A 23,951-nucleotide genomic window follows, 5' to 3' on the forward strand; every position below is an offset into this window, starting at 1 on the left:
GCTTCGCAGCCGCCTCGGTGATTGCTCGGCGCTCGGTCAACGTCAACCCCATCCACTGGGCCTACGCGCGCATTCCTGATGAGGCAACGACCCGCCCATTCGCGCGCATTTCTGATGAGTCAACGCGGTGGCGCCGGTGACGAAACGTTCGAACATACCGTCGAATCTATGCGCGTACCGCTGCTCTTCGCCACGGCATTCGCGGTCATCTGTGGATAGCGACCACGCTGTTAATAAACCGATCTGGCAACGTGTTTCGTGTCAGACCTGTGTGGTAGCGCGCTACAGCGTGACCTGGATGGCCCCGTCGACTGCCTCCACCGGATAGCTGCGCACCGCGAAGTCGGCACCGGACACCTCGGTGCCCGTCGACATGTCGAAGGTGTGCCCGTGCAGCGGGCACACCACCACACAGTCGTCGGTGAGCCCGTCCGCGAGTGGCCCACCGCGGTGCGGACACACCGCGTCGAGTGCGCGCAGTGAGTCGTCACGCAGCCGGAACACCGCCACCTGGCGCCCGTCGACGGCGAACGTGCGTCCTTCGCCGACCGGGATCTCGTCGAGCCTGCCGACCTCGACAGTCATCGGACGGGCACCTGGGGGAGCGGCAGCAGCGGCAGCGACGTGCGAAATTGGCCCTCCGTCTGAGGTTCTCGGCCGTCGCTCCACGGATCGCGGTACGCGTCGACCGACTTCTGCATCCGCTCGTCCAGCCCCGCGGCCAACCCGTCGGCGTCCTCGACCACCACCGCCCGGATGTGCTCGATCCCGAGCCGCGGCACCCACTTGTACGTGCGTTCCAGCCAGTTCGCGCTCTCCCGGTAGTACTGCAGGAACCGGCCCGTCAGCGTCATCACCTCGTCGGCGGAGTCCACCGTCGCCAGCAGGTCACCCTTGCGGATGTGCGCCCCGGCCGCCCCGCCGACATAGATCTCCCAGCGGCCGCCGTCCACGGCGACGACCCCGAGGTCCTTGCACAGCGACTCGGCGCAGTTGCGCGGACACCCCGTGACGGCCAGCTTCATCTTGGCCGGGCTCGCCAGCCCCTGGTAGCGCTCCTCGATGGCGATACCCAACGCCGTCGAGTCACCCACCCCGTAGCGGCAGAAGTCGCTGCCGACACACGTTTTCACGGTCCGGAAGCTCTTGCCGTAGGCGTAACCCGACGGCATGTCCAGATCCGCCCACACCGCGGGCAGATCCTCCTTGCGCACGCCGAGCAGGTCGATGCGCTGACCACCCGTGCACTTGATCATCGGGATCTCGTACTTCTCGGCGACGTCGGCGATCTTGCGCAGTTGCGCGGCGCTGGTGACCCCGCCCTTCATCTGCGGCACCACCGAGAACGTGCCGTCGCGTTGGATGTTGGCGTGCACGCGGTCGTTGATGAACCGGGCATCCCGCTCGTCGACGAATTCGTCGGCCCACATCATCTCCAGCAGCGACGCCAGCGCCATCTTCGAGCCGGCATCGGGCTTACCGTCTGGGGCCAGTGCGGCGAACACCGATGACACCGAATGCAACTGGAGCTCACGGATGTGGTGCATCAGCGTCGGCTTGTCATAGGGGATGGCGGGCACATACCAGGACGCCGACGGATCCTCGATGACGGCGCCACCGGCGGCCCACTCCACGACCTGGCAGACCAGCTCCTTGCAGGATCCACATCCCTTGCCGGCCTTGGTCTTCGCCATCACGCCTGCCACCGAAGTCTCGCCGTCGCGCACGCACGCCACCAGTGCGCCCTTGGAGACGCCGTTGCAGTTGCAGACCTGCGCGTCATCGGCCAGTTCGGCGATACCGACGCCGACGTCGGGGGTCCCGATGTCGAACATCAGCGCCACCCGTTCGTCGGGCAGCGGGAGCCCACTGTCGAAGGCCTGGGTCAGGAAGGACACCTTCGAGACGTCGCCGACGAGCGTGGCACCCACCAGCTTGCCGTCACGAATCACCACCGTCTTGTAGACGCCGTGTTTGGGTTCGCTGTACTGCACGAACTCGTCGTCGGGGTGCTCGGGCGCCTTGACGCCCATCGAGGCGACGTCGACGCCGGCGACCTTGAGTTTCGTCGCCACCCGGGACCCGTGGTAGGCGGCGGTGACGTCCGCGCCGGTGAGGTGGTCGGCCAGCACGCGCGCCTGCTCCCACAGCGGCGCGACGAGACCGTACACCTGGCCGCGATGCTGGGCGCACTCACCGACGACGTAGACGTCGTCGTCATCCACCGACCGCATGTGATCGTCGGTGACGACGGCGCGTTCCACTGTGAGCCCGGCCCGTTGGGCCAGGCCGACATTCGGCCGGATACCCGCCGCGATCACCAGCATGTCGCAGTCCAACTGGGAGCCGTCGGCGAACCGGATGCCCGTCAACCGGTCGTCGGTCACCAGCACCTCGCTGGTGCGCTTCTCGGTGTGCACACCGATGCCGAGTGATTCCACCGACGCCCGCAGGATCGCCCCGGCGGGGTCGTCGAGTTGCGCGTTCATCAGGGTGGGCCCCGCGTGCACGACATCCACTGTGAGGCCGCGGTTCTGCAGTCCGCGCGCGGCTTCCAGGCCCAGTAGACCGCCCCCGACGACGACCGCCTTCGTGCGGTGCGCTGCTTCGGCGATCATTGCCGCGGTGTCGTCGAGCGTGCGGAACCCGAACACGCCGTCGGCCAACGTCTTGTTGTCCGCCCACAGCCCGGCCATCGGCGGGAAGAACGAGCGACTGCCCGTCGCGAGGATGAGTTTGTCGTAGTGCAGGGTGGTGCCGTCGTCGGCGTGCACCAGGTGGGCGAACGTGTCCAGCCGCACGACGCGCACCCCGGCGCGCAACTCGATGTCGTTGTCGGTGTACCAATCCAGCGTGTTGAGGTAGATGTCGGTCGGAACGTCGGCGCCGGCCAGCACATTGGACAGCAGGATGCGGTTGTAGTTGCCGTACGGCTCGTCGCCGAACACGGTGATCTGGAACTGGTCCCTGCCGCCGCGAGCGAGGATCTCCTCCAACGCGCGAATGCCGGCCATCCCGTTGCCGACGACGACGAGCCGCTGCGCCACCGTCTACACCTCGACCAGACCGAGATCGACGACGACCGTGCCCTGTAGCCCGTCGGGTGCGGCCACGTAGATCTCGAGCACGGTGTCGGCGAGCAGATCTTCCACCACACGGAGCGCCACGTGGGTGGCGCCCTTGGCGGCGATCGGGAAGTACCGCATCGGTGCACCGTCGCGGTAGAGGATCACGCTGACCATCTCGTCGGCGGAATTGCCCCCGCGGAAATAGACCGGCTGCGCGATGGCGCCCGCGGGCACCTGGTATCTGAGCGAGGCGTCCACGGGCAGGGGCGCGTCATAGCCCTTGCCCACGAAGGTGTAAGTGCCTTGGAGGAATTGCGGACTGCTTCCGTCGGACATGCTGGGAAAGGTATGAGCCGCGTGTTTCCGGGCGGTTTCGCCGATGCTGCGCCCATGGATATCCCCGCTCACATCGCGCGCGGCTCACGGTGAGCCGGCACCCACTGTGAGGGTGAGTTTTCTTGCGTGTCATCGAGGTGCAACGGGTCGACAATGACCTGGGCCAACACTTGAGGACATGGCGAACACGACAGCGGGCAAGCACGACATCGAGCACTGGGATGCCGAAGACACCCAGGCGTGGGAGGCCGGCGGCAAGGATGTCGCGCGCCGCAACCTCATCTGGTCGGTGATCGCCGAGCACGTCGGCTTCTCGGTCTGGTCGATCTGGTCGGTGATGGTGCTGTTCATGCCGCAGAACGTCTACGGGATCGACGCCGCAGGCAAGTTCTACCTGGTCGCGGTACCGACGCTGGTCGGCGCGTTCATGCGCATCCCCTACACGATCGCGCCCGCGCGGTTCGGCGGACGGAACTGGACGATCGTCAGCGCGCTGCTGCTGCTGATACCCACCCTGCTGACGCTGTACTTCATGAAGAACCCCGCGTCCTACACCACCTATCTCGTCGTCGCCGCGTTCGCCGGTCTCGGCGGCGGCAACTTCGCCTCCTCGATGACGAACATCAACGCGTTCTACCCGCAGCGACTCAAGGGCTGGGCGCTCGGGCTCAACGCCGGCGGCGGCAACATCGGCGTCCCCGTCATCCAGCTGATCGGCCTGCTGGTGATCTCCACGGCGGGAAACATGCGGCCCGAGATCGTCTGTGCCGTCTACCTGGTGGCGATCAGCGTGGCGGCCGTGGGCGCGGCGGTGAAGATGGACAACCTGCGCAACCAGAAGTCGAACCTCGGTGCGCTGGTGGAAGCCCTGCGGTTCAGGCACTCCTGGGTGATGAGCTTCCTCTACATCGGAACCTTCGGCTCGTTCATCGGGTTCTCGTTCGCATTCGGCCAAGTGCTGCAGATCAATTACCTCGCCGGTGGTGACACCCCCGCTCAGGCAGCGCTGCACGCCGCCCAGATCGCCTTCCTGGGGCCGCTACTCGGCTCGGTCGCGCGTCCGTTCGGGGGCAAGCTCGCCGACCGCATCGGCGGGGGGAAGATCACGCTGTACACGTTCATCGCGATGATGTTCGCCGCCGGCATCCTCATCGTGGCGAGCACTCTCGACGACGCGCAGGCCAGCGCGGCCACCGGCGGTCAGATGGCCGGCTTCGTCATCGGATTCATCCTCCTGTTCGTGCTCTCGGGCATCGGCAACGGCTCGACCTACAAGATGATCCCGTCGATCTTCGAGGCCAAGGCGCAGGGCCGCGACGACCTCGACCGAGAGCAGAAGGCCGCCTGGTCGCGGTCGATGTCGGGTGCGCTGATCGGATTCGCCGGTGCGGTCGGCGCATTGGGCGGCGTGTTCATCAACATCGTGCTGCGGGCCTCCTACGTCGGCGATGCGAAGTCAGCGACGGCAGCGTTCTGGGTGTTCGGCATCTTCTATGTGGTGTGCGCGGTCGTGACCTGGATCGTGTTCCTGCGACTCGGTAACCGCGCACACACAGGCGAACAGCTCGGACGTCCGGCCACACCCGTGCCCGCCGGATAGCCATGACGCGTACAGCCTGTTCGTACTGCGGTGTCGGGTGCGGGATTTCGGTGCAGACCCGCCCCGACCCCGCGACGGGTGCGCCGGTCATCGCGACGGTGTCCGGGGACACCCTGCACCCGACGAACGCGGGACGGCTGTGCACGAAGGGAGCGACGCACGCGGAGTTGATGGCCGCCACCGACGGTCGCCTGACGACGGCGCTGCTGCGACCTTCGCGAGGGGCCGATCCGGTGGCCGTCGACGTCGAGGACGGGATCGCCGAGGCGGGCCGCCGCTTGCGGGCGATCGTCGACGAGCACGGACCCGATGCCGTGGCCATCTACGTGTCCGGCCAGATGTCGATCGAATCGCAGTACCTGGCAACCAAACTCGCCAAGGGTTTCCTGCGGACCGTGCATCTGGAATCCAATTCGCGGCTGTGCATGGCCAGCGCTGGTGTCGGCTACAAACAGTCGCTGGGCGCCGACGGACCCCCGGGGTCCTACAGCGACTTCGACTGCACCGACCTGTTCTTCGTGATCGGGTCCAACATGGCCGACTGCCACCCGATCCTGTACCTGCGAATGGCCGACCGTCTCAAGGCCGGTGCGAAACTCATCGTCGTCGATCCGCGTCGCACCACCACCGCGGACCGGGCCGACCTGTACCTGCAGATACGGCCGGGCGCCGATCTCGCCCTGCTCAACGGCATCCTGCACCTGCTCGTCGCCGACGGTGCGATCGACGAGCAGTTCATCGCCGAGCACACAGAAGGCTGGGAAGCGATGCCGGCCTTCCTCGCCGACTACCCGCCGCACCGTGTCGCCGAGATCACCGGGCTCTCCGAAGCCGACATCCGCACCGCCGCGACGATGATCGCCGAGGCGGGGGAGTGGATGACCTGCTGGACCATGGGTCTGAACCAGAGCACCCACGGCACCGCCAACACCACCGCGATCTGCAACCTGCATCTGGCCACCGGCGCGATCTGCCGCCCGGGTAGCGGACCCATGTCGTTGACGGGACAGCCCAACGCCATGGGCGGGCGGGAAATGGGCTACATGGGGCCGGGTTTACCGGGGCAGCGCGCCGTGCTGTCTCCGCGGGACCGCGCATTCGTCGAGGAGCAGTGGGGTCTCGAGCCGGGCACCATCCGCACCGACGTGGGGCCGGGGACCGTCGAGATGTTCCGCAGGATGGCCGACGGCCATATCAAGGCCGTCTGGATCATCTGCACCAATCCCGTTGCCAGCGTGGCGAATCGCGCGACGGTGCTGGCAGGTCTGCAGGCCGCCGAGCTGGTGATCGCGCAGGACGCCTACGCCGAGACGGCCACCACCCGCCACGCCGACATCGTGCTGCCTGCCACGCTGTGGGCCGAGGCCGACGCGGTGATGGTCAACTCCGACCGCACGATGACGCTGCTGGCCCAGTCCATTCCGCCGCTGGGGCAGTCCCGGCCGGACTGGGAGCTGGTCTGCGGGGTGGCCCGCCACCTCGGCTTCGGCGACGACTTCGATTACAAGTCCAGCGAGGAGATCTTCGACGAGATCCGCCGATTCTCCAACCCGGACACCGGCTATGACCTGCGTGGTGTCACCTACGAACGCCTGCGCGACACCCCGGTCCAGTGGCCGTGCCCGCCCGAGGACACCGCCGGCGGATCGCCGGACCGCAACCCGATTCGCTACGTCAACGACGGTGTCTCACAGACCCTGTTCGTCGACACGAACGGTGACCGACCGCGCCTGGCCTTCCCGACGCCGTCGCGGCGCGCCGCGTTCCATCCGCGGCCGCACGTCGACGCCGCGGAACAACCTGACGGCGACTACCCCGCGGTGCTGAACACCGGTCGATTGCAGCACCAATGGCACACGATGACCAAGACCGGCAGGGTCGCCAAGCTCACCAAGCTGAATCCGAAACCGTTCATCGAGATCCATCCCGACGACGCGGCAGCCGCGCAGATCGCGAACGGCAGCGCGGTCGAGGTGGTGTCCCGGCGGGGCCGCGCGGTGTTGCCCGCCCTTCTCACCGATCGGGTCAGGCCGGGGAACACGTGGGTGCCGTTTCACTGGAACGACGAACACGGTGAGGATCTGACCGTCAATGCTGTCACCAACGACGCGGTTGACCCCTTCTCTCTGCAACCGGAGTTCAAAGTCAGTGCGGTGGCCCTGCGACCGCTACCTGCTCCGGAGCTGACCGAGCACGAGAACCTTTATGTCCAGGGCTTTCTGGCCGGCGTCGAGCAGGGGCGGCCAGGCATTCCGGTGCTGCCCTCCGACGCTCCGCTCGGTATGCGGACCCGGCTCCTCGTCGAGGGCATGCTGGCCGGCCGCTACTCCCGCGCCCCTGAGACGTCCACTCCGGCAGGCCCGCTGGTGCTGTGGGCGTCGCAGACCGGCAACGCCGAGGAGTTCGCGGGCAAGGTCAGTGGGCGGCTCGGCGGGGCGCGTCTGGCGGCCATGGACGACATCGACGTCGGGGAGCTGTCCGATGCGGGTGAGGTGGTCATCGTCACCAGTACGTTCGGCGACGGGGGCCCACCCGACAACGGTGCAGTGTTCTGGGAGCGGTTGGCCGGCGAGGATGCGCCGGCGCTCACCGGGATGCGCTACTCGGTGCTGGGAATCGGCGATCGCTCCTACGGCAACTTCTGTGGTCACGCGAAGTCCCTGGACGCGCGGTTGACCGCGCTCGGGGCGACGAGGATGCTCGACCGCGCCGACTGTGAAGTGCACGACGAGGCGCCGATGACCCGGTGGGCGGACGCGGTCGTCGAGACATTGACCGGTGTGGCGCCGGAAACCGAGACTGCGCCACCGCCCGATCCGGTCGCGTTCACGCGCGCGCAGCCGATCTCGGCGCCACTGTGCCGCAACGTGCTGCTGACGCCGGCAGGCGCCGCCAAGGAGGTGCGTCAGTTCGGCTTCGACATCAGCGCCTATGATGTCTCCTACGCGGCGGGTGATTCGCTGGGTGTCTATGTGCGCAACTCGCAGAGTGCTGTCGAGACATGGCTGCAGGCAACGGGATTCGGCGGCGATGAGGTCGTCGTCGTCGACGGTGTTCCGATGTCGCTGCGGGAAGCTCTGACTGGACGTTACGACGTGTGCAAGGTCACCGCCGACCTGGTCGACTTCGTCGCCGAGCACAGCCGAGACGGTTCGTCGGTGCGGCGGCTGCGCACGGATCGGCGCGAGCTGGACAGGTGGCTCGTCAACCGGAACGGCCTCGATCTGGTGGCCGAATTCGGCGCCCGTGCCGACATCGAATCGTGGCAGGAGGTGTTGGTGCGGCTGACCCCGCGGCAGTACTCGATCTCGTCGAGCCCGCTGGTGAGTCCCCACGAGATACAGCTGACGGTGTCGGTGGTGCGCTACTCGAATCCGGGCGGTGAGCCGCGCGGCGGGGTCGGCTCGACCCATCTGGCCGATCTCGCTGCCGGCACAACGGTTCCGGTGTTCCTGCAGCGGTCGCCGCACTTCCGGCTGCCGACGGACCCGCAGACGCCGATGATCATGGTCGGCCCAGGAACCGGTGTCGCGCCGTTCCGCGCCTTCCTGCAGGACCGTCGGGCACGCGGCCACACCGGGCCCAATTGGCTGTTCTTCGGCGATCAACACCGGGCGCAGAACTTCTACTATCGAGAAGACCTGCAGGACATGGTGTCTGACGGGTTCCTGAATCGGCTCGACCTCGCCTTCTCGCGCGATCAACCGAAACGGGTGTACGTGCAGCACAAGATGCTCGACTACGGCGCCGACGTGTGGCGGTGGCTCGAGGACGGCGCGCACTTCTATGTCTGTGGGGACGCGACGCGGATGGCCAAGGACGTCGACGACGCGCTCACCACGATCATCCGGACCCACGGCGGCATGAACGACGAGGCCGCACGGGCGTACAAGCGAGAGCTGGTGGGGGAGAAGCGCTACGTGCGCGACGTCTACTGACCACCTGGCAGGATCGCGACCGTGGCCCTCGACCGAACCAAACCCACCGTGACTCTGTGCCGTGGGTGCTGCTGCGGTACGTCGAAGAAGCACCCGGACAACGACCACGAAGCCCAAGTCCACTCGTTGCGCGCTCTGCTCCACGACGTGGCCGACCTCCGGATATCCGACTGCCTGGGACCGTGCGAGCGGTCGAACGTCCTGGTGGTCACACCGTCAGCGGATGGGCATCGGCGCGGCGGGCGATCGACCTGGCTCGGATACGTCTTCGACGAGACGGCGGGATCGGCCATCGCGGAGTGGCTGTGCGACGGCGGGCCCGGCGTGTCGGAGTTCCCGCGCAGTCTCCGGCGGCACCGCTTCAACCGGCCGAAAAAGCGCCGCTGAAATCTGTCGGTGGTCGAATGGATGTGCGAAGACGGCCCGCCAAATGAAAAGATCCCGGCCGAAGCCGGGATCCGTACTGAGTGTCCGAGGGGGGACTTGTCCACCTGCGACACGAGTTGAGACCTTTCACCTGAGTCTGAAGTGACCAGTGGAGTTCGCGGCATGCGCCGTCGGGGCGTGTCCGTGGCCATTGACAGGGCGTGCTGTGGACGCATCGGCGTGCATGCGAAATAGACTTCGCCGATTGTCAGGCTGGGGCGCCGGATGCGTAGGTTAAGGCTTCATGCATCCACGCTTGAGCAGTTGCCTCATGGTTTAGGTATTCGTTTATCTCGTACCGCCCGTTGATCTTGGAAGCGGCCATCAGCTCGGTGAGACGCAGTCTGTCGATCACAACGCCGAAATTCATCGATCGCACATGAGCTTCGTCGTGGGCTTGACTCCAGAAGTCCTGTGTTCGTGATTCTTGGAGCTTGTGGTGCTGCAGGAAGGGTATGAACAACAGCTCGATGTGCTGTTGGGACGGGGGCCTGACGAACCACGCGAGGAAGTTCCCCGCGAGATATGCCTTGATCGGCTTGGTTTCCCAGTTTCGTCCCGAGGCCACTTGCCCGTAGGCGACGACGGCAGCGGGTTGACCGTCGCGGAAGGGACGCCAAGCCACGATGTCCACCGTGCCATCAGCAGCATGGGGTGCTACCCCAGCTGGTCGCTCGTCGGGCGCGTGGCCCAGTCCCATCGTGGTCACGAGCTTTTGGATGGCGGCGAGCATGCCCGTGTTGTCTGGCCGTGGGAAGCCGAACCAGTACGCACTTCCGCCCAAGATTTCCGCTGCCGTCAAGTAGGACTCGATCTGCATGATTTTGGCGCTTTGGGTGAAAAGTCCGTGACTACCTGGAATGGGCAGGAGTTCGGAGTGCATCGCGGTGATCAGCAGGCAACACACGTAGCACCCGTGAGCGGCCCGGATCTCAGGTTCGGAAGCCTCCCGGCGGCGCAGAACCCATTTTCCGTACTCGGAGCCCAGTTCAAACGGGTAGAGGTCTCCGAGGACTTGTTCGCGGAGAGAAAGCTCCTCATAGACCCGCTGAGACAGCTCATCAGTGCGCGGCTCGAGGATCTCTTCGTCGGCAAGCTCGTGGTCCAGATCGGTGGTGATATCGCCGTGTTCGGGTTCGGACTGCACCGATTGGCTCCTGACGAGTCTCTGTTCAGAGACATCGGACTCGGTGATCAGAACTTGTAGTTCTACCCAGTCGGCCTCTATGGCGCGAGTTGATTTGTCTACTGGCGCGTTGAGTCGCGATATCATTGTTGCGTGTGAGCCTTCTTCATGGCTTGCACGACGGAATCGACTGCACGAGAAATGGTTTCGGCATCGGCGAGAAGGTCGGACTTGGGGTCGTATCTGCCGATCATGCCGGATACTTCCTCAGATGAGGCCAGCAGACGGTAAAACGATTTCTCGAACGCGCGCGCTCGATCTTCGACAAGATCGTAGGCTCTGGTTAGGTCGCGCGTAGTCGCCAGGACATCCGTGGCACGCTCATTGGCCAGGACGTTGACGAGCCGCCCGAGGTCTGGATTCTGACTTCGGATCACCGATCGGTCTTCGTCTCCTTGACCATAGAGCCACGACAAGAGGTCTCGGAGGTGGGTCTTGTGGTCGTTGGGAACGGGATCGGGTTCGAGCACAGTGTTGTCGTTTTCGGGCAGCCCCAGAAAGTTCCGCACGTTTGGTGTCGACAGTGCGGTGTAGAGGTGGGAAAAGTAGAACGACTTCTTCGTACGCTGCTCTTTGTCGAAAAGCTTTGCGCTCTCCGCTTGTTCGAGGACAACGATGCCGTTCACGAGGCGGCTGATGGTGTTGTGGCCGTCGCCGAGCCGTCGGCTAACCGCATCGATGTCCTCGCCGTCCTTGAGCCACGCGTGGGCGAATCTGGCCTTGGCATAGGAGTCCCATTTAAAGGCACCGTTGACGTGCTTAAAACCGATGAAGTCGCGGGCTTCCTTGCGGGAGTTGACAAAGTTGACCTGGATGGTCGAAGGGATGGCGCGGTCATGGAGGGGGTCTGGCGGCGTGACCTTGAGTCGTTGCTGCAGTTCCGAGTCGGCAAGGATGCGCAAAGCCGCAAGGCGACGGTTGCCCTCAATCACGATCATTGAGTCTTTTTCGACAATTGGCGGCTCGAAGTCCAGCCATCCCGAGTTGCCTATGGATTGGATGAGTTCGCTGAGGTCGGCTTGCGTGTAAAGGTAGTGGAGCGCCTCATCTTCGGAGGCGAAGGATGCGTCGGGAATTCTCGGGTTCGCGAGATCTAGCTTGAGCTGGCTGGGCGCGACTTCGGTCAATGAGGTCATCGGGTGGCCTGCCCGTCTCTGTCTTCCGGCTCCGCTCCATCAGAGAGCGCGTCGTGCGCCGTGTCGATCTCGGCGGGAATAGTCAGCGTGTCGGAAAACACCATGATCTCCTGAGCCTTCACGACTCGATGTGCTGAGTAGTTGAGTGCGAATAGGCGGCGGCGCCGGTCGGCGTAAAGTTCGGCGACCTGGGGAACGTTGTCATACGTGAGCACCCAGCGGGCCTTCGTCACGCGTTGGAGGCTCCGGGCCAGCTGGTCGTGGTCATTGGCTTGGAAGGCGTTCATGTACAACGACCCTGCCTTCTCAAAGTACGGCGGATCGGCGTAGATGAAGGCATTTGCGTCGCGGGCGTATCGTCGGATCACTGCGCGCCCGTCGTCGTTAGTGACAGTGATGCGGTCGGCGTGCAGTTCGATCAGGCGAATCCGTTCCAGCAGGGTCTCGCGGTTGAACCGCGCGTCGATCTTGTAGTTTCCGGACTGATCTTTGCCGCCGATCGGACCTCCGTTGAGTACGCCGGAACGGTTGGTCCGGTTGAGGTAGAACGTCGCGAAGCCCAGTGCCAGGTGCTCATCCACGGGCGACTGGTCATAGGTCTGCCGCTGCTTCTCCCACTCTTTGACGGTGAGGTCGACGTCGTTGACCAGTTGGCCGAACTCTTTGGGGTGATCGACGACGGCCCTCCAGAACGAATAGACGGCCGGGTCGAGATCGTTAATGACGATGCGCGACACTTGGCCTGAGATCAACAGACCCAGCGCCGCGCCGGCACCGCCGGCGTAAGGCTCGATATAGGTGCTGGAGGTCAACCTGTTGTCACGAATGATTTGCCGCAGCCGGGAGTACAGCATGCCCTTGCCGCCGGGGTATCGGAGCGGCGAGACGACGATGCGTTTGGGTGAGCGAGTCGGCCAAGTGGTGCGGGTCATGACTTCAGCACCGCCTTCATTATGCCTTCGATGGTCGCCCAGCATTCCCGAACATCGTCTGGCTCTGCGCAGATGTGATGATTGTGGTTGATCGCATCGAGGTGTTCCTTGGATCCGACAAATCCGTACCGTCCGCCACGAATCTTTTGCACCGGTTGGATGTACGCCGTGGCGCCCTGGGTTCGAAAGTGGTCTTCCAGCCAGATGAGGCAATTTGACAGGTACACGAAGCCCTGCTGGTTTGAGCCTCGTCGAATGTTTTGCCCGAGCGCTTCCGCGTATGCCTTGATGGCTTTTTCCAGAAAGGTGCGCAGTAAGTCCAACGCCGCGTTGGGGAAACGCTGGATATTGATAGCCGATAGCTCCTTGACGATTTCGTGCACCGAGGCCGGAAACGCTGCCGGCACCGATAGATTATCGGTGTTGAGATAGTTTCGTTTGCGGGGGAATGACTTTGGTGTGTCACGACCTGAGTTAGCGGATCCGCCTGCTGAGGGGGCCGCGGAATCGTGGAGGCTCATATCTGGGTTGGGATGGGCGCCGGCGGGACCTGAGGATCCCGAACCCCCATTCGCGGTACGCGGCGCAGGGTCCGTCGCTGTGCCGGCGGATCTTTCGCTGCTTGATGGAATGTCGTCCTCGACGGGCTCATTGAGCAGGTCCCGCAGTTCATCCATGTAGGCGATGTAGTGCTCGCTGGTCGTCTTGTTAAGGGTGCGGGTGTTGATGGCCCCAGCGCGGATATCGCTTACGATCTTTGTCGCGAATCGTTTGAAAACCTTCGGAATCGCAACCAAGGTGACATCTCCGGTGTCGTTCATGATTGAAATACCAGCAAGGTCGAGGAACGCGTCGTAGTCATAGAGCCGCGCGAGGGTCGATACCGGGAAGCGTCGGCGTCGCACGTAATCACCGAGCGATGCATCGTCGTATGCGACGTTGCGGAAGAGGTCGAGAATTTTGCTGCGCGTGATGAACTTTCGGACATCAATAGTGGGGTAGCGCGCGATCAGGTCCTCGGCGGTCCTTCCCCCATCGAGCTGGGCCTGGAAGAACGCCGCCTGTCGGGCCGGGCTCCACGCGACGCGTTGGTTACCAGTGTGAAGCGCAGCGACGAGCTGATCGGCATCGTCTTGGGATGGAGCCTTTTTGACCGTGATATGGCGGAATGCGTCCCGGTTGGGCACGGTTTGGGCGAGCCTGCTGATCCGAGTTTGGTGGTCGGGTGCGAGATAGGGGTTTTGGATGGCCTTGAGTGCAGCGACCCGGCGGTTGCCCTCGACCACCACGAGGTGGCCGTCGCGCTCGACGACGATAGGTATCTCGTGGGTTAGGAATCCGAGTCGGACGATGCCCTCGACCAAACTCAGGGCCTTCTCGTTGGTGAAAAGGTCTTGAACGATGTCGGATTCTGGAACACCTTCGGGTATGTCAAGTCGGATGTTTCGCGGATCGAGCTTGACGTCGTTGACAACGTCAACACCGACCTCCTCCCATGTGGTCATGTCAATCATGAGGCCTCGGCACCGAACACGTCGGGGTTAACGTGACTTCGTGCGGGCCAGTGGAGTGCACTCACTTCGGTTCTGCCTCCTTCGCAATGGCATGGGCGCCGCCGACATGGGCTAGGACATCACTGCGCAGGAAGCGCCAAGCGCGACCGATCTTCTCGCCGCGCAGCGTCCCGTTGCGAGCGAGACCCAGCACAGTCTTGGTGCTGACTCGGAGCAACGCTGCAGCTTCTTCGGTCGTCAGGACCTCATGGTGTTCCACCATCTTCCCGCAACCTCTCGTCATGGGCGTTAACGTCACGCTACCAGTGACTTTTCGGGTTTCGTCCCATTTGGCGGGTAACCTCCGAGACTCGTGCGAGGGGGGCCGCCACGGGGACAGGACAGTGGTGGCAGGTGCGAGCGTCCCATGCCAGCCGGCACGGCACTGTGGCCAAGGGGGTTGAGGGCTTCGTTGCGTTTGCTCACGGCGGCTTGCGATGGGCAGTTGATCACGCAGGTGTGACAGCCGGCCTGGCATTGATGTGCGCCACAGGACCGGAAAGAAGGCAGGGCGTGCCCTCGAATGTGTCCTCTAGACGAATCCGCTAGCGGGGCTTGTCGTCGCGTTCCGGCTAGTACACATCGATCCTGCCCCACTCATGCAGGTGTTCCACGATCCATCCGGCCATCCCATCGGCGGCGAGCGATGGATACTTCTTCATGATCGCGTCGACGGTGGACGCCGGGTCCTCAACGAGGTACTGGTAGCAGATGACTAGGCGGAGCGCGGCTTGCAGCTGATCAGCCTCCACGCAGATCCGGAGGGCGCCCGGCAGCTTCTGGCACAGGTCCGGGTCGACCACCATGATCGACCAGAGGCTTTGGCCGATGCCACCTCGCTGCCAGTCCACACCGCTGTCATCGAAGGTCTCCACCGCGTGAACCAGCGTTGCCAGTTCTTCCGAGGACCAACGAAGAGTTGCGCGAACCTCATCCTCGATGAGTGGGGTTATCCAGTTCTGCCTCGTCCAGAGGATGTCGGGGTGCGGAGTGGCATGCGCCAGGATTGTGATGCCGTCGAGCAGGCTTCGTCCCGTCATGGACGGGAGCAGTCGCCGCAGGAGAATCAAGGGCCGTGGGTCGCGACGGCCCAGCGTCCAGCAGTTGAAGATCCCACGTCGACGAGCCTCGTCGTCGGATTCGACCAGAAGAAGAAAGGCTGATTCCGCGGTTGCGGCGAGGTAGGTCTCGACTTCACCCAAGAACGCTTCAAACGTCGTGTCGTCGAGCACGTTGCTGACGACTACCTCTGCCACCTCGTCGGACTGCGGCGTAGCACCGTAGCCGCCGTCGTCGATCTGCACCTTGCTGCGCGCATGCTGCGAGAGGTTGATCCACCTGATCGTTGCCGTAGCGGAGTCGTGCACCATACCGATGATGGGGACGGTCGATGAGTGCCAGTAGTGCCAGTCCGTCGGCGTCGCAGGGATGATCCACTGGCCATTCCGGTAAAAGGACTTGCCCCCTTTTACCTGTACGCCGATGATCCCGCCGGTGATCTCGGACCCACGAGTCACATCGACGTTGAGGTCGCGTCCGTAGTCGCTTCTACCCGCGACTTCGTCGACTACCAGATCGTGGCGCTCCAGGAGTGTGCGGACGGCGTTGATTCCGCCCCTTTCAGAGCGATGGCCCACTCGCAGATGCTTCCGCGCAGGCTCCACCATGTCCACCACCCCAGACTAGGAGGCGGCCAAAGTTCATACAGAAATGGCCGAGCGTCCCATCCATCGTTTCACGCTGTCGATCCCAATGACCGGATCATTGCTCAAAGCAGCCGACGGTGGCAGGCGCGACACGCCACACGAGCCGGGCCCAGCGCCCCGCAGCTAACAGCCGTCCCGTGAGACCCACTGGTTGCCAGAGACGCGAGCCTGGTCACTGCACCCGAAGAAAACTGACTGCTCAGCATTACTGATGAAGTGCACGGCGAGGTTCGACGTCGGTAGCAATATCAGCTAGATCGTTGTCGGCTCGGCGGCGTAGTCTAGTTACATGAATGTAGTTCCCGCGACGCCTGCCGACCTTGGCAATTGTACGTCGTCGCCAGGAACTGGCGAATTCGCCGCGCAGGTCTGTCCAGCAGCCGAGCGCGAGGCTTCTAGCTCGCGCACCGAGCGCTTCCAGATCCTCGCTCTCGATGGAGGGGGCGCCAAGGCGCTGTTCACTGCGCATGTCCTTGCACGTCTGGAACAGGATCTGGGCGTCAGGATCACCGATTCCTTCGACCTCATTGCTGGCACGTCGGCGGGCGGCATCGTCGCACTGGGTCTCGGCGCGGGCCTCGCACCGAAGGAGATTGTCTCCCACTACGAAGAACTGGTCGAGAAGGTCTTTCCGGCGTCGAGGCGGCGAGTACGGCGCCGGCTACGTCAGCTGAGATCGCCCATCTATGACGCAGAGGCGCTGCGGCAAGCGTTGACAGGCGTCCTCGGCGCACGACTCCTTGGCGACAGCACGAAGCAACTCGTCATTCCCTCGTGGGATGTGCAACGCGGGGCCGTGCACATCTTCAAGACTCCGCACCACACACGGCTGACTCGCGACTGGCGCATACCGATGGTGGACGTTGCACTGGCGACCTCGGCGGCGCCGCTGTATTTCCCCGCGGCGTACGTCGACGGACACAGGCTCATTGACGGCGGAGTATGGGCCAACAACCCGGCTGTCGTCGCGATCGCCGAGGCCGTCAGCATGCTCGGTGTTCCACTCGACGCGATCACCGTCCTCAACGTCGGCACCATTGATCAGCTGACCGATCACCCCAAGCGCTTGGACCGCGGCGGGCTCTTACACTGGGCAAGACCGATTGCCCCGCTGATCCTTAACGCCAGCAGCCGTGGCGGACAAGGCCTCGCCGAACACTTGATCGGCAAATCCAACTACACGCGCTTCGACGCTCTGGTGCCCGGCGGGCTCTACGCACTGGACTCGGCGGACCCAAAGGACGTGGCCGGCCTCGCGGCCTCAGTCAGCCGAGAACTCAGCCCCAGCTACACCACGAAATTCGCTGACCACCAGGCGCCCGCATACACGCCGGTGAACGGACACCGACACCGCGGCGATCTAAGCAGCACTTCGCACACGGAGGCCCCCAATGCAACTCGCTGACCACTTCAACGTCTTGCTGAAAGACACGGTCAATCTCAGCCAGTTCAAACTGGACCTACTCAACCAGCGCGTCGAAGCCATCTACAAGGCACTCAAAGCCGACGCCGAAATCGGTGCGCTGATCACCGGCAAGACGCCGCAAGGCTCCTGGGCGCACCGCACGATCATCAACCCCGTCGGCGACAACGAGTTCGATGCCGACTTCATGCTCGACATGAGCGAGAACCCGGACTGGGCCGACAACCCCAAGACCTACATCGATGAGGTCTACGCAGCCCTGCATCGGCACGGCACCTACGGCACCATGCCGCACTCACGGAAGTGCCGCTGCGTGCGGCTCGTCTACGCCAACTCCATGCACGTTGATATCGTCCCTCACCTCAACCTAGCCGACGGCCGAGAGGTCATCGTCAACCGTGACGACAACGAGTGGGAGCTGACCAACCCGCAGGGTTTCACCGATTGGATGAAGAAGCACGACTCTATCGCCAACGGGAACTTGCGCAAAGTGATCAGACTGATGAAATACCTTCGCGATCATAAGAATTCGTTCACCGGCACACGTTCCGTCCTGCTGACCACCATGCTGGGGGAGCAGGTAACAGAGTTGCGCAAGCTCCTGGACCCGAGTTACTACAGCAACGTCCCCACAACTCTTCTTCATGTGGTGCAGGACCTTGACACCTGGTTGCAAGCGAACCCGATCAAGCCCTCCATCGTCGACCCGTCCGGTTCCGGCGTGACGTTCGACCACCGGTGGGGGCCAGACCCCGAGAGCGCCCAGGCGACCTACAGCTACTTCCGTGACCGAATCCACGTGCATGCCGCCGACATCGAAGCGGCCTACGAGGAGAAAGACAAAGACCGCAGTGTCGAGCTGTGGCAGAACATCTTCGGCGACGGATTCAAGGCGCCGGCCCCAACAACCGCTAGCGCGAAGTTTCCAGCAGCCACCTCTGCCGCGGCCTCGACAGTGGGGCGCTCTGGTCGGGCAGGGTGATCAGAGGCCGCCATCCCACGCTGACGGGCTGGCAGAAGCATCTCCTCGCTGAACTCAAAGCGCTAGCGCAACAACGTCCCGGCGAAATCCAGGTCCGAGGAAGACCCACGCTCGATCCTAACGGCGAGGCGTCGCTCCGCATCTCGCTACGCACGGCCGACATCCCGCATCATCCGGGTGGTCTGCAACTTCAAGAGGTCGAGGAGTTCATCCTTCAGCTTCGCGCCTCTTCCTACTCGCTACCGGCAATCGACGTTGATCACACTCGGTTTCTCGGCTACCCCCACGTGCTCGCGGGTCAACGACTCTGCATCTATTTGGATCCCTCACGTGAATGGCAGCCAACGCTTGGTGTGGCCGGCCTACTCACCCGCCTTTGGGACTGGCTCGTCGACGCGGCCGCCGGAAACTTCGACGCCTCCACCGCCATGTACCACGCTGTTGGCGGAGTACCACATCAAGCGGATGGCACACCGACGATCGTTATCCGAGAACCCGGACCGGCGAAGCGCCACCAAACGGCTCGCCTGATCGCCCGGTCAACGCACCGATACGACCTGACGTACTCGCCTGGAACCGCCGGGCATCGCATACCGGTGATTACCCTGGCCACCGCGCTACCGTTCGGTGCCGCATCCACATTCGCGCTACTGCTAGCGCTCCTAGACGACCCCTACATTGACCGCCTCGAAGGACGGGCTCCCCCGATCGCGCCACAGTCGCCGGCGTTCCTCACCGCCCTCCTGGCGGCAGCGGTACGAAACCACCACGACACCGAGCAATACTTTGTCCTCGCCGTGCCGCACCCCGCTGGAGGCCCACCCCACCTCTTGGGCGGACGGCTCCCCACCCCAACGGCGAATGCGCTCCGCAAGGTCGCGCAGCAATGGGGTGTGGGGGTTGCTCTCGACCCCGCGAGAATCAACACTGAAACCCCGATTGAGTGGTGCAGGATGTCCGACGAACGACCCGAAGTGACAACCCGTCGCGACGACGGCCGTCCCGTGAACGGATTCCAAGGAAAGACTGTCCAAGTCTGGGGCTGCGGCGGGCTCGGATCATGGATCGCCGAATTCATCGCTCGCGCAGGAGCATCGGAGATCACCGTGTGTGACCCTGGCATCGTTACCGGCGGCTTGCTCGTCCGACAGAACTACGTCGAAGACGACATTGGCCGTTCCAAAGCCGAAGCACTCGCTAAACGGCTCCGCGCGATCCGTGATGATCTGACTGTCACCGTCGCAGAAGGGCACCTGCCAGAAGACCACACTTCATGCCTGGCAGCGGATCTCATCATCGACGCCACAGTGAACAACGGCATCACGAGTTGTCTCGATGCGTTGGCAACTGCGCCGACGCGGAAGGCATTGATCGCTCAGGTCGCCACAGATGCTCGCTCTGGCACGCTCGGCCTGGCCGTGCTGTGCGCCGCAAACGCAGCAGCGACAGTTTCCAGCATCGATCAAGGCGCCGGCCGAATAATCCATTGCAACAGTGAACTTGAGCTCTACCACACGCTGTGGGAAGAACCCAGCGATGACGACGAGCTCATACCGACCAGGGGTTGCTCGGTCCCCACATTCCACGGCTCGGCAGCCGACCTCGTAGCGGTCGCAGCCACTCTGGTGAACCTGATCGGAAGCCACCTCCAACTCCCGGATTCCGCGGTTTCGGGCACACACCTCATCGCTCTGCCGCACGCGGCCAGCGGCCCACGACACTACTTCCTCCCCGCTGTAACACACCCGATGGATTTCACAGCAGGAACAGGATGAAGGCAACGGAACGTTAACGCGGAACCCCATCAGAGGGCGTCATTGTCGAGCGTCTTCGCACCGAGGCAACCAACTGGATCAATGCCGTGGCGCTCAAATCAGGACGCATCGACCGACGCTTCCGCAAGCAGCATGCCGACCACTTAGAAATCCAAACCCTCGTCCTGGCTATCAGCCACGGCCCACGCGTGGGCCTGATCTGCGCGATCGTGTGCAGTGCCGGGTATGCGGGCTGGGCCTGGCTCCAACCGGGGTCATTTCGCGCCTGGGTGACCGAACCGGTACGGCGGCGCTGGCTCACGTGGTCGCGCTACACCCGCACCTGGGAATCGACCTGCACCTTGCACGGCCTGACCGCCACCCTCGGCGGACGCACTCTCACTCCCACCCTGCGCACGGTGACGATCGGTAAAACCACCGATGTGCTCGTGGTGCGGATCGTCACCGGCCAGTCCGTGGCAGATTGGCATAAACACTCCGACGCGCTGGCCGCCGCGTGGCGCGCCGGCCGCATCAGCATCGCCGCCATCTCGCCCGGCGAACTGCGCATCACGTTAATGCGCGCAGACGTGCTGGCTGAACCGATCGCCCTGCCCATGCCTACCCCGGCCACCCCGGTCGATCTGGTGTCGGTGCGGGTCGGGATCACCGAAACGCGACATTGGTGGCAGGTGCCGCTGCTCGGTCACCACGTGCTGATCGCCGGGGCAACCGGGGCTGTGCGGGACCGGACCCGCGGATCACGGAGGGAAGTGGCATGAGCCGCAGGTTCGCTTTCTATGGCCGAGTGAGTACCGAGGACGCTCAAGATTCCGAGGCGAGCCGCAGCTGGCAGAAACGTCGTGCCATCGATCTGATCACTCCGCATGGCGGAGTCCTCGCTGTCGACTACTTCGATATAGGTCGAAGCCGTTCGCTTCCCTGGAAACGCAGACCGGAGGCTTCACGTCTGCTTGCAGACGTCACTTCTCGTGACCGTGGCTTCGATGCCGTGGTGATCGGGGAACCTGCTCGCGCGTTCTACGGACCGCAATTTGCGCTCACTTTCCCGGTGCTCACGCACTACGGGGTTGGCCTATGGGTGCCTGAAGTCGGCGGAGCGGTTGATCCCGGATCCGAGGCACACGACCTCGTGATGACGCTCTTCGGCGGTATGAGCAAGGGAGAACGCGCACGAATCCAGATGCGCGTCCGTCGTGCGATGTCGGCACTCGCGCAGGACACAACCAGATACCTCGGCGGTCGCCCACCTTACGGGTATCGACTCGTCGATGCCGGCCCGCATCCCAACCCTGCTAAGGCAAGTCTTGGGCAGCGGCTCCATCGTCTCGAACCCGACCCCGCGACATGTTCGGTCATCGAGCGGATCTACCGCATGTACGCCGATGGTGCTGGCTTGCGTTACATCGCTCAGCAGCTCACCGACGATGGAGTGCCATCACCGAGCCAATACGACCCGGCGCGGAATCGGCATCGTGATCCACGCGGATGGTCGCATTCGGCGATCCGCGCCATACTCGACAATCCCGCGTACCGCGGTATCCGTGTCTGGGGCAAGCAGGAGAAGTAAGAGGTCCTCTTGAACCCCGATGATGTCGCCGCGGGGTATGAGACCCGTATGCGGTGGCGCGATCAGGCCGACTGGATCGCACCCGACCGATGCACGCACGAAGCGCTGATCCCTGATGAGCTGGCGCAGGCTGTTCGTCTCCGGATGCAGGCGCGGCGTGGTCCCGGTCGCGTGTGCAGCAGAGAATCGACGGTGCCCTATGCGCTGCGTGGGCTGCTGTTCTGCGCCGCATGTGGACGGCGAATGCAGGGCGCCGCCCGACCGGGGAAGCAAACAACGCGGATCCTCTACCGATGTGAGTTCGGCAAGTCACGTTCTGTACCTGTGGACCTCAGTGATCATCCACGCACCGTCTATCTCCGTGAAGACGCGGTGACAGCGCGGCTTGACGAATGGATCGCTACTCTGGCCGATCCAGAAGACCTCGCACGCGGGCAGGACGTGGATGCGGCGGCCGAAACTGGCTCCGCCGCCTTGCAGCGCCAGCTGAGCGAGGCGAATGCCAAGGTGGCTGCCTTGATCACCGCCGTGGAGTCTGGCGTGGCCGTTGCGGATCTAACTGCTGCGTTGCGTCAACGTACCGCCGAGCGCGACGAGCTGAGGGCACGCCTTGAGCGAGTGGAGCGGCCCCGCGCCATGTCTGCCGCCCAGATCAATGAGTTAGTCGAGGAGTTAGGCGGACTGTCGGTCATCCTCGGCAAGGCAACCGGAGCTGAGCGCGCCGAGGTGTACGCAAGATTGGGCTTGCGTCTCGACTACGACCCGCATCTTCGGCGAGTCACGGCGACTACCGACCTGAGTCGTGTCGCCGGATGTGTCCGAGGGGGGACTTGAACCCCCACGCCCGTTAATAGGGCACTAGCACCTCAAGCTAGCGCGTCTGCCATTCCGCCACTCGGACCTGTTCGAAGGCAGCTTAGGTTAACGGATCGGTGGGCTCGGACCCAAACCGGCAGCGGGTGGTAGGAAAGGGAGCGTGAGCGGTCCCCTGACACCCAGCGACGAGGTCGTGGACCTCGTCAGTTCCCTGATCCGCTTCGACACGTCGAACACCGGTGAGCTCGCCACCACCAAAGGGGAGGCCGAGTGCGCCCGCTGGGTCGCGAGTCAGCTCGAAGAGGTGGGCTACACCTGCGAGTACATCGAGGCCGGCGCGCCCGGCCGGGCCAACGTGTTCGCCCGCCTCGAAGGTGCTGACCGCTCGCGGGGCGCCCTGATGCTGCACGGCCACCTCGACGTGGTGCCGGCCGAGGCGTCCGACTGGAGCGTGCACCCCTTCTCCGGCGCCGTCGAGGACGGCTACGTCTGGGGCCGCGGCGCGGTCGACATGAAGGACATGTGCGGGATGATCATCGCGGTCGCCCGCCATTTCAAACGGGCCGGCATCACCCCGCCCCGCGACCTGGTGTTCGCGTTCGTCTCCGACGAGGAGGCGGGCGGCAACTACGGCTGCAAGTGGCTGGTGGAGAACCGCCCCGATCTGTTCGAGGGCGTCACCGAGGCTGTCGGCGAGGTCGGCGGCTTCTCGCTCACCGTGCCGCGCCGCGACGGCGGCGACCGCCGGCTCTACCTCATCGAGACCGCCGAGAAGGCGATGATGTGGATGCGGCTGACCGCCCGCGGCCGCGCCGGGCACGGTTCGATGGTGCACGACGACAACGCCGTCACCGCCGTCGCCGAGGCCGTCGCCAAACTCGGCCGCCACCAGTTCCCGATCGTGTTGACCGAATCGGTCGAGCAGTTCCTCGCCGCTGTCAGCGAGGAGACCGGCTACACCTTCGACGCCACGTCGCCCGACATCGAGGGAGCGGTGGCCAAGCTCGGCGGCATCGCCCGCATCGTCGGCGCCACGCTGCGCGACACCGCGAACCCGACGATGCTCAAGGCCGGTTACAAGGCCAACGTCATCCCCGCCACGGCCGAGGCCATGGTCGACTGTCGCGTCTTGCCCGGTCGGCTCGCCGCGTTCGAAAAAGAGGTCGACGAGATCATCGGCCCCGACGTCAAGCGTGAGTGGGTCACCGAATTGCCCTCGTACGAAACACCGTTCGACGGTGAGCTGCTCGAGGCGATGAACGGTGCCATCCTGGCCACCGATCCTGACGCGCGCACCGTGCCCTACATGCTCTCCGGTGGCACGGACGCCAAACACTTCGCTCGGCTGGGCATCCGCTGCTTCGGGTTCGCGCCGCTGCGGCTGCCGCCGGATCTCGATTTCGCCGCGTTGTTCCACGGCGTCGACGAACGGGTACCCGTCGACGCGTTGACCTTCGGCGCGCAGGTGCTCGAACACTTTCTCCTGCACAGCTGACAACCGACT

General features: G+C 64.1%; 16 protein-coding genes, 1 tRNA gene and 2 pseudogenes. 9 read left to right on the forward strand and 10 right to left on the reverse strand.

Going from position 1 to position 23,951, the window contains the following annotated elements; all coding sequences use genetic code 11:
- Positions 1–282: 282 nt before the first annotated feature.
- The 3 genes from nirD to DMB80_RS13065 are packed head-to-tail and all read right to left on the reverse strand — an operon-like array spanning position 283 to position 3,404.
- Positions 283–585: a nitrite reductase small subunit NirD gene (nirD, locus tag DMB80_RS13055; RefSeq protein ID WP_111510241.1), complete on the reverse strand. Its 303-nt coding sequence runs from the start codon at positions 583–585 to the stop codon at positions 283–285.
- Positions 582–3,047: a nitrite reductase large subunit NirB gene (gene nirB / locus DMB80_RS13060; protein ID WP_111510242.1), complete on the reverse strand. Its 2,466-nt coding sequence runs from the start codon at positions 3,045–3,047 to the stop codon at positions 582–584. Before nirB ends, nirD begins: the two co-directional genes overlap by 4 nt.
- A gap of 3 nt (positions 3,048–3,050) precedes the next feature.
- Positions 3,051–3,404 (reverse strand): molybdopterin oxidoreductase, encoded by a 354-nt coding sequence (locus DMB80_RS13065; RefSeq protein ID WP_111510243.1) that lies wholly within the window; start codon positions 3,402–3,404, stop codon positions 3,051–3,053.
- Positions 3,405–3,582: 178 nt separating this feature from the next.
- Between DMB80_RS13065 and DMB80_RS13070 the strand changes: the two genes are divergently transcribed.
- From DMB80_RS13070 to DMB80_RS13080, 3 genes are read left to right on the forward strand one after another with little or no spacing between them, the layout of a single operon-like run.
- Entirely contained in the window at positions 3,583–5,004 is a 1,422-nt protein-coding gene (locus DMB80_RS13070) for a nitrate/nitrite transporter (RefSeq protein WP_111510244.1), read from the forward strand.
- A 2-nt stretch (positions 5,005–5,006) separates the two neighbouring features.
- Positions 5,007–8,942 carry a bifunctional nitrate reductase/sulfite reductase flavoprotein subunit alpha gene (locus DMB80_RS13075; protein ID WP_111510245.1) on the forward strand — a complete coding sequence of 1,312 codons (3,936 nt, stop codon included), beginning with the start codon at positions 5,007–5,009 and terminating at the stop codon, positions 8,940–8,942.
- Positions 8,943–8,963: 21 nt separating this feature from the next.
- Positions 8,964–9,329 (forward strand): (2Fe-2S) ferredoxin domain-containing protein, encoded by a 366-nt coding sequence (locus tag DMB80_RS13080; RefSeq protein WP_111510246.1) that lies wholly within the window; start codon positions 8,964–8,966, stop codon positions 9,327–9,329.
- A gap of 247 nt (positions 9,330–9,576) precedes the next feature.
- Here DMB80_RS13080 and DMB80_RS13085 read toward each other — a convergent pair whose 3' ends face one another.
- From DMB80_RS13085 to DMB80_RS13110, 6 genes are all read right to left on the reverse strand, one after another.
- Entirely contained in the window at positions 9,577–10,515 is a 939-nt protein-coding gene (locus DMB80_RS13085) for a hypothetical protein (protein ID WP_205538660.1), read from the reverse strand.
- A 122-nt stretch (positions 10,516–10,637) separates the two neighbouring features.
- Positions 10,638–11,690, reverse strand: a complete 1,053-nt coding sequence (locus DMB80_RS13090; RefSeq protein WP_111510248.1) for a ParB N-terminal domain-containing protein — start codon at positions 11,688–11,690, stop codon at positions 10,638–10,640.
- Positions 11,687–12,622, reverse strand: a complete 936-nt coding sequence (locus tag DMB80_RS13095) for a DNA adenine methylase (protein ID WP_111510249.1) — start codon at positions 12,620–12,622, stop codon at positions 11,687–11,689. The genes DMB80_RS13090 and DMB80_RS13095 overlap by 4 nt, the downstream gene beginning before the upstream one ends.
- The gene (locus DMB80_RS13100; RefSeq protein WP_205538663.1) at positions 12,619–14,127 is read right to left on the reverse strand and encodes a hypothetical protein; all 1,509 of its coding nucleotides are present in this window, start codon (positions 14,125–14,127) and stop codon (positions 12,619–12,621) included. The genes DMB80_RS13095 and DMB80_RS13100 overlap by 4 nt, the downstream gene beginning before the upstream one ends.
- Positions 14,128–14,197: 70 nt before the next feature.
- Positions 14,198–14,398: a helix-turn-helix domain-containing protein gene (locus DMB80_RS13105; protein WP_111510251.1), complete on the reverse strand. Its 201-nt coding sequence runs from the start codon at positions 14,396–14,398 to the stop codon at positions 14,198–14,200.
- Positions 14,399–14,747: 349 nt separating this feature from the next.
- Positions 14,748–15,842, reverse strand: coding sequence for a DUF4365 domain-containing protein (locus DMB80_RS13110; protein WP_240431172.1), 1,095 nt, complete (start codon positions 15,840–15,842; stop codon positions 14,748–14,750).
- Positions 15,843–16,170: 328 nt separating this feature from the next.
- Between DMB80_RS13110 and DMB80_RS13115 the strand changes: the two genes are divergently transcribed.
- From DMB80_RS13115 to DMB80_RS28890, 5 genes and pseudogenes are all read left to right on the forward strand, one after another.
- Positions 16,171–17,286 (forward strand): CBASS cGAMP-activated phospholipase, encoded by a 1,116-nt coding sequence (locus DMB80_RS13115; protein ID WP_111510253.1) that lies wholly within the window; start codon positions 16,171–16,173, stop codon positions 17,284–17,286.
- On the forward strand, positions 17,273–18,286 hold the full coding sequence (locus tag DMB80_RS13120) for an SMODS domain-containing nucleotidyltransferase (protein ID WP_111510254.1): 1,014 nt from the start codon (positions 17,273–17,275) through the stop codon (positions 18,284–18,286). Before DMB80_RS13115 ends, DMB80_RS13120 begins: the two co-directional genes overlap by 14 nt.
- Positions 18,283–20,061 (forward strand): ThiF family adenylyltransferase, encoded by a 1,779-nt coding sequence (locus tag DMB80_RS13125; protein ID WP_111510255.1) that lies wholly within the window; start codon positions 18,283–18,285, stop codon positions 20,059–20,061. Before DMB80_RS13120 ends, DMB80_RS13125 begins: the two co-directional genes overlap by 4 nt.
- Positions 20,062–20,210: 149 nt before the next feature.
- Positions 20,211–20,780: pseudogene (locus DMB80_RS13130) on the forward strand (FtsK/SpoIIIE domain-containing protein); the annotation flags it as partial.
- A gap of 38 nt (positions 20,781–20,818) precedes the next feature.
- Positions 20,819–22,465, forward strand: a pseudogene (locus DMB80_RS28890) (recombinase family protein).
- On the opposite strand, the gene DMB80_RS13140 reads toward DMB80_RS28890, so the two are convergent.
- Positions 22,447–22,532, reverse strand: a tRNA-Leu gene (locus DMB80_RS13140). The pseudogene DMB80_RS28890 and the gene DMB80_RS13140 sit on opposite strands and share 19 nt — an antisense overlap.
- 75 nt (positions 22,533–22,607) lie before the next feature.
- On the opposite strand from DMB80_RS13140, the gene DMB80_RS13145 reads away from it, so the two are divergent.
- On the forward strand, positions 22,608–23,942 hold the full coding sequence (locus tag DMB80_RS13145) for a M20/M25/M40 family metallo-hydrolase (RefSeq protein WP_048422655.1): 1,335 nt from the start codon (positions 22,608–22,610) through the stop codon (positions 23,940–23,942).
- The last annotated feature ends 9 nt before the right edge of the window (positions 23,943–23,951 follow it).

It is taken from the genome of Mycobacterium kyogaense (assembly GCF_003254575.1).
Lineage (GTDB): Bacteria > Actinomycetota > Actinomycetes > Mycobacteriales > Mycobacteriaceae > Mycobacterium > Mycobacterium kyogaense.

Excerpts from the sequence above, each read along its gene's own strand:
- DMB80_RS13120 (WP_111510254.1), top strand. The coding sequence starts at position 17,273 with ATGCAACTCGCTGACCACTTCAACGTCTTGCTGAAAGACACGGTCAAT.
- DMB80_RS13100 (WP_205538663.1), bottom strand. The coding sequence starts at position 14,127 with ATGACCACATGGGAGGAGGTCGGTGTTGACGTTGTCAACGACGTCAAG.
- DMB80_RS13115 (WP_111510253.1), top strand. The coding sequence starts at position 16,171 with ATGAATGTAGTTCCCGCGACGCCTGCCGACCTTGGCAATTGTACGTCG.
- DMB80_RS13095 (WP_111510249.1), bottom strand. The coding sequence starts at position 12,622 with ATGACCCGCACCACTTGGCCGACTCGCTCACCCAAACGCATCGTCGTC.
- DMB80_RS13105 (WP_111510251.1), bottom strand. The coding sequence starts at position 14,398 with ATGGTGGAACACCATGAGGTCCTGACGACCGAAGAAGCTGCAGCGTTG.
- DMB80_RS13110 (WP_240431172.1), bottom strand. The coding sequence starts at position 15,842 with ATGGTGGAGCCTGCGCGGAAGCATCTGCGAGTGGGCCATCGCTCTGAA.
- DMB80_RS13090 (WP_111510248.1), bottom strand. The coding sequence starts at position 11,690 with ATGACCTCATTGACCGAAGTCGCGCCCAGCCAGCTCAAGCTAGATCTC.
- DMB80_RS13070 (WP_111510244.1), top strand. The coding sequence starts at position 3,583 with ATGGCGAACACGACAGCGGGCAAGCACGACATCGAGCACTGGGATGCC.
- nirD (WP_111510241.1), bottom strand. The coding sequence starts at position 585 with ATGACTGTCGAGGTCGGCAGGCTCGACGAGATCCCGGTCGGCGAAGGA.
- DMB80_RS13075 (WP_111510245.1), top strand. The coding sequence starts at position 5,007 with ATGACGCGTACAGCCTGTTCGTACTGCGGTGTCGGGTGCGGGATTTCG.
- DMB80_RS13065 (WP_111510243.1), bottom strand. The coding sequence starts at position 3,404 with ATGTCCGACGGAAGCAGTCCGCAATTCCTCCAAGGCACTTACACCTTC.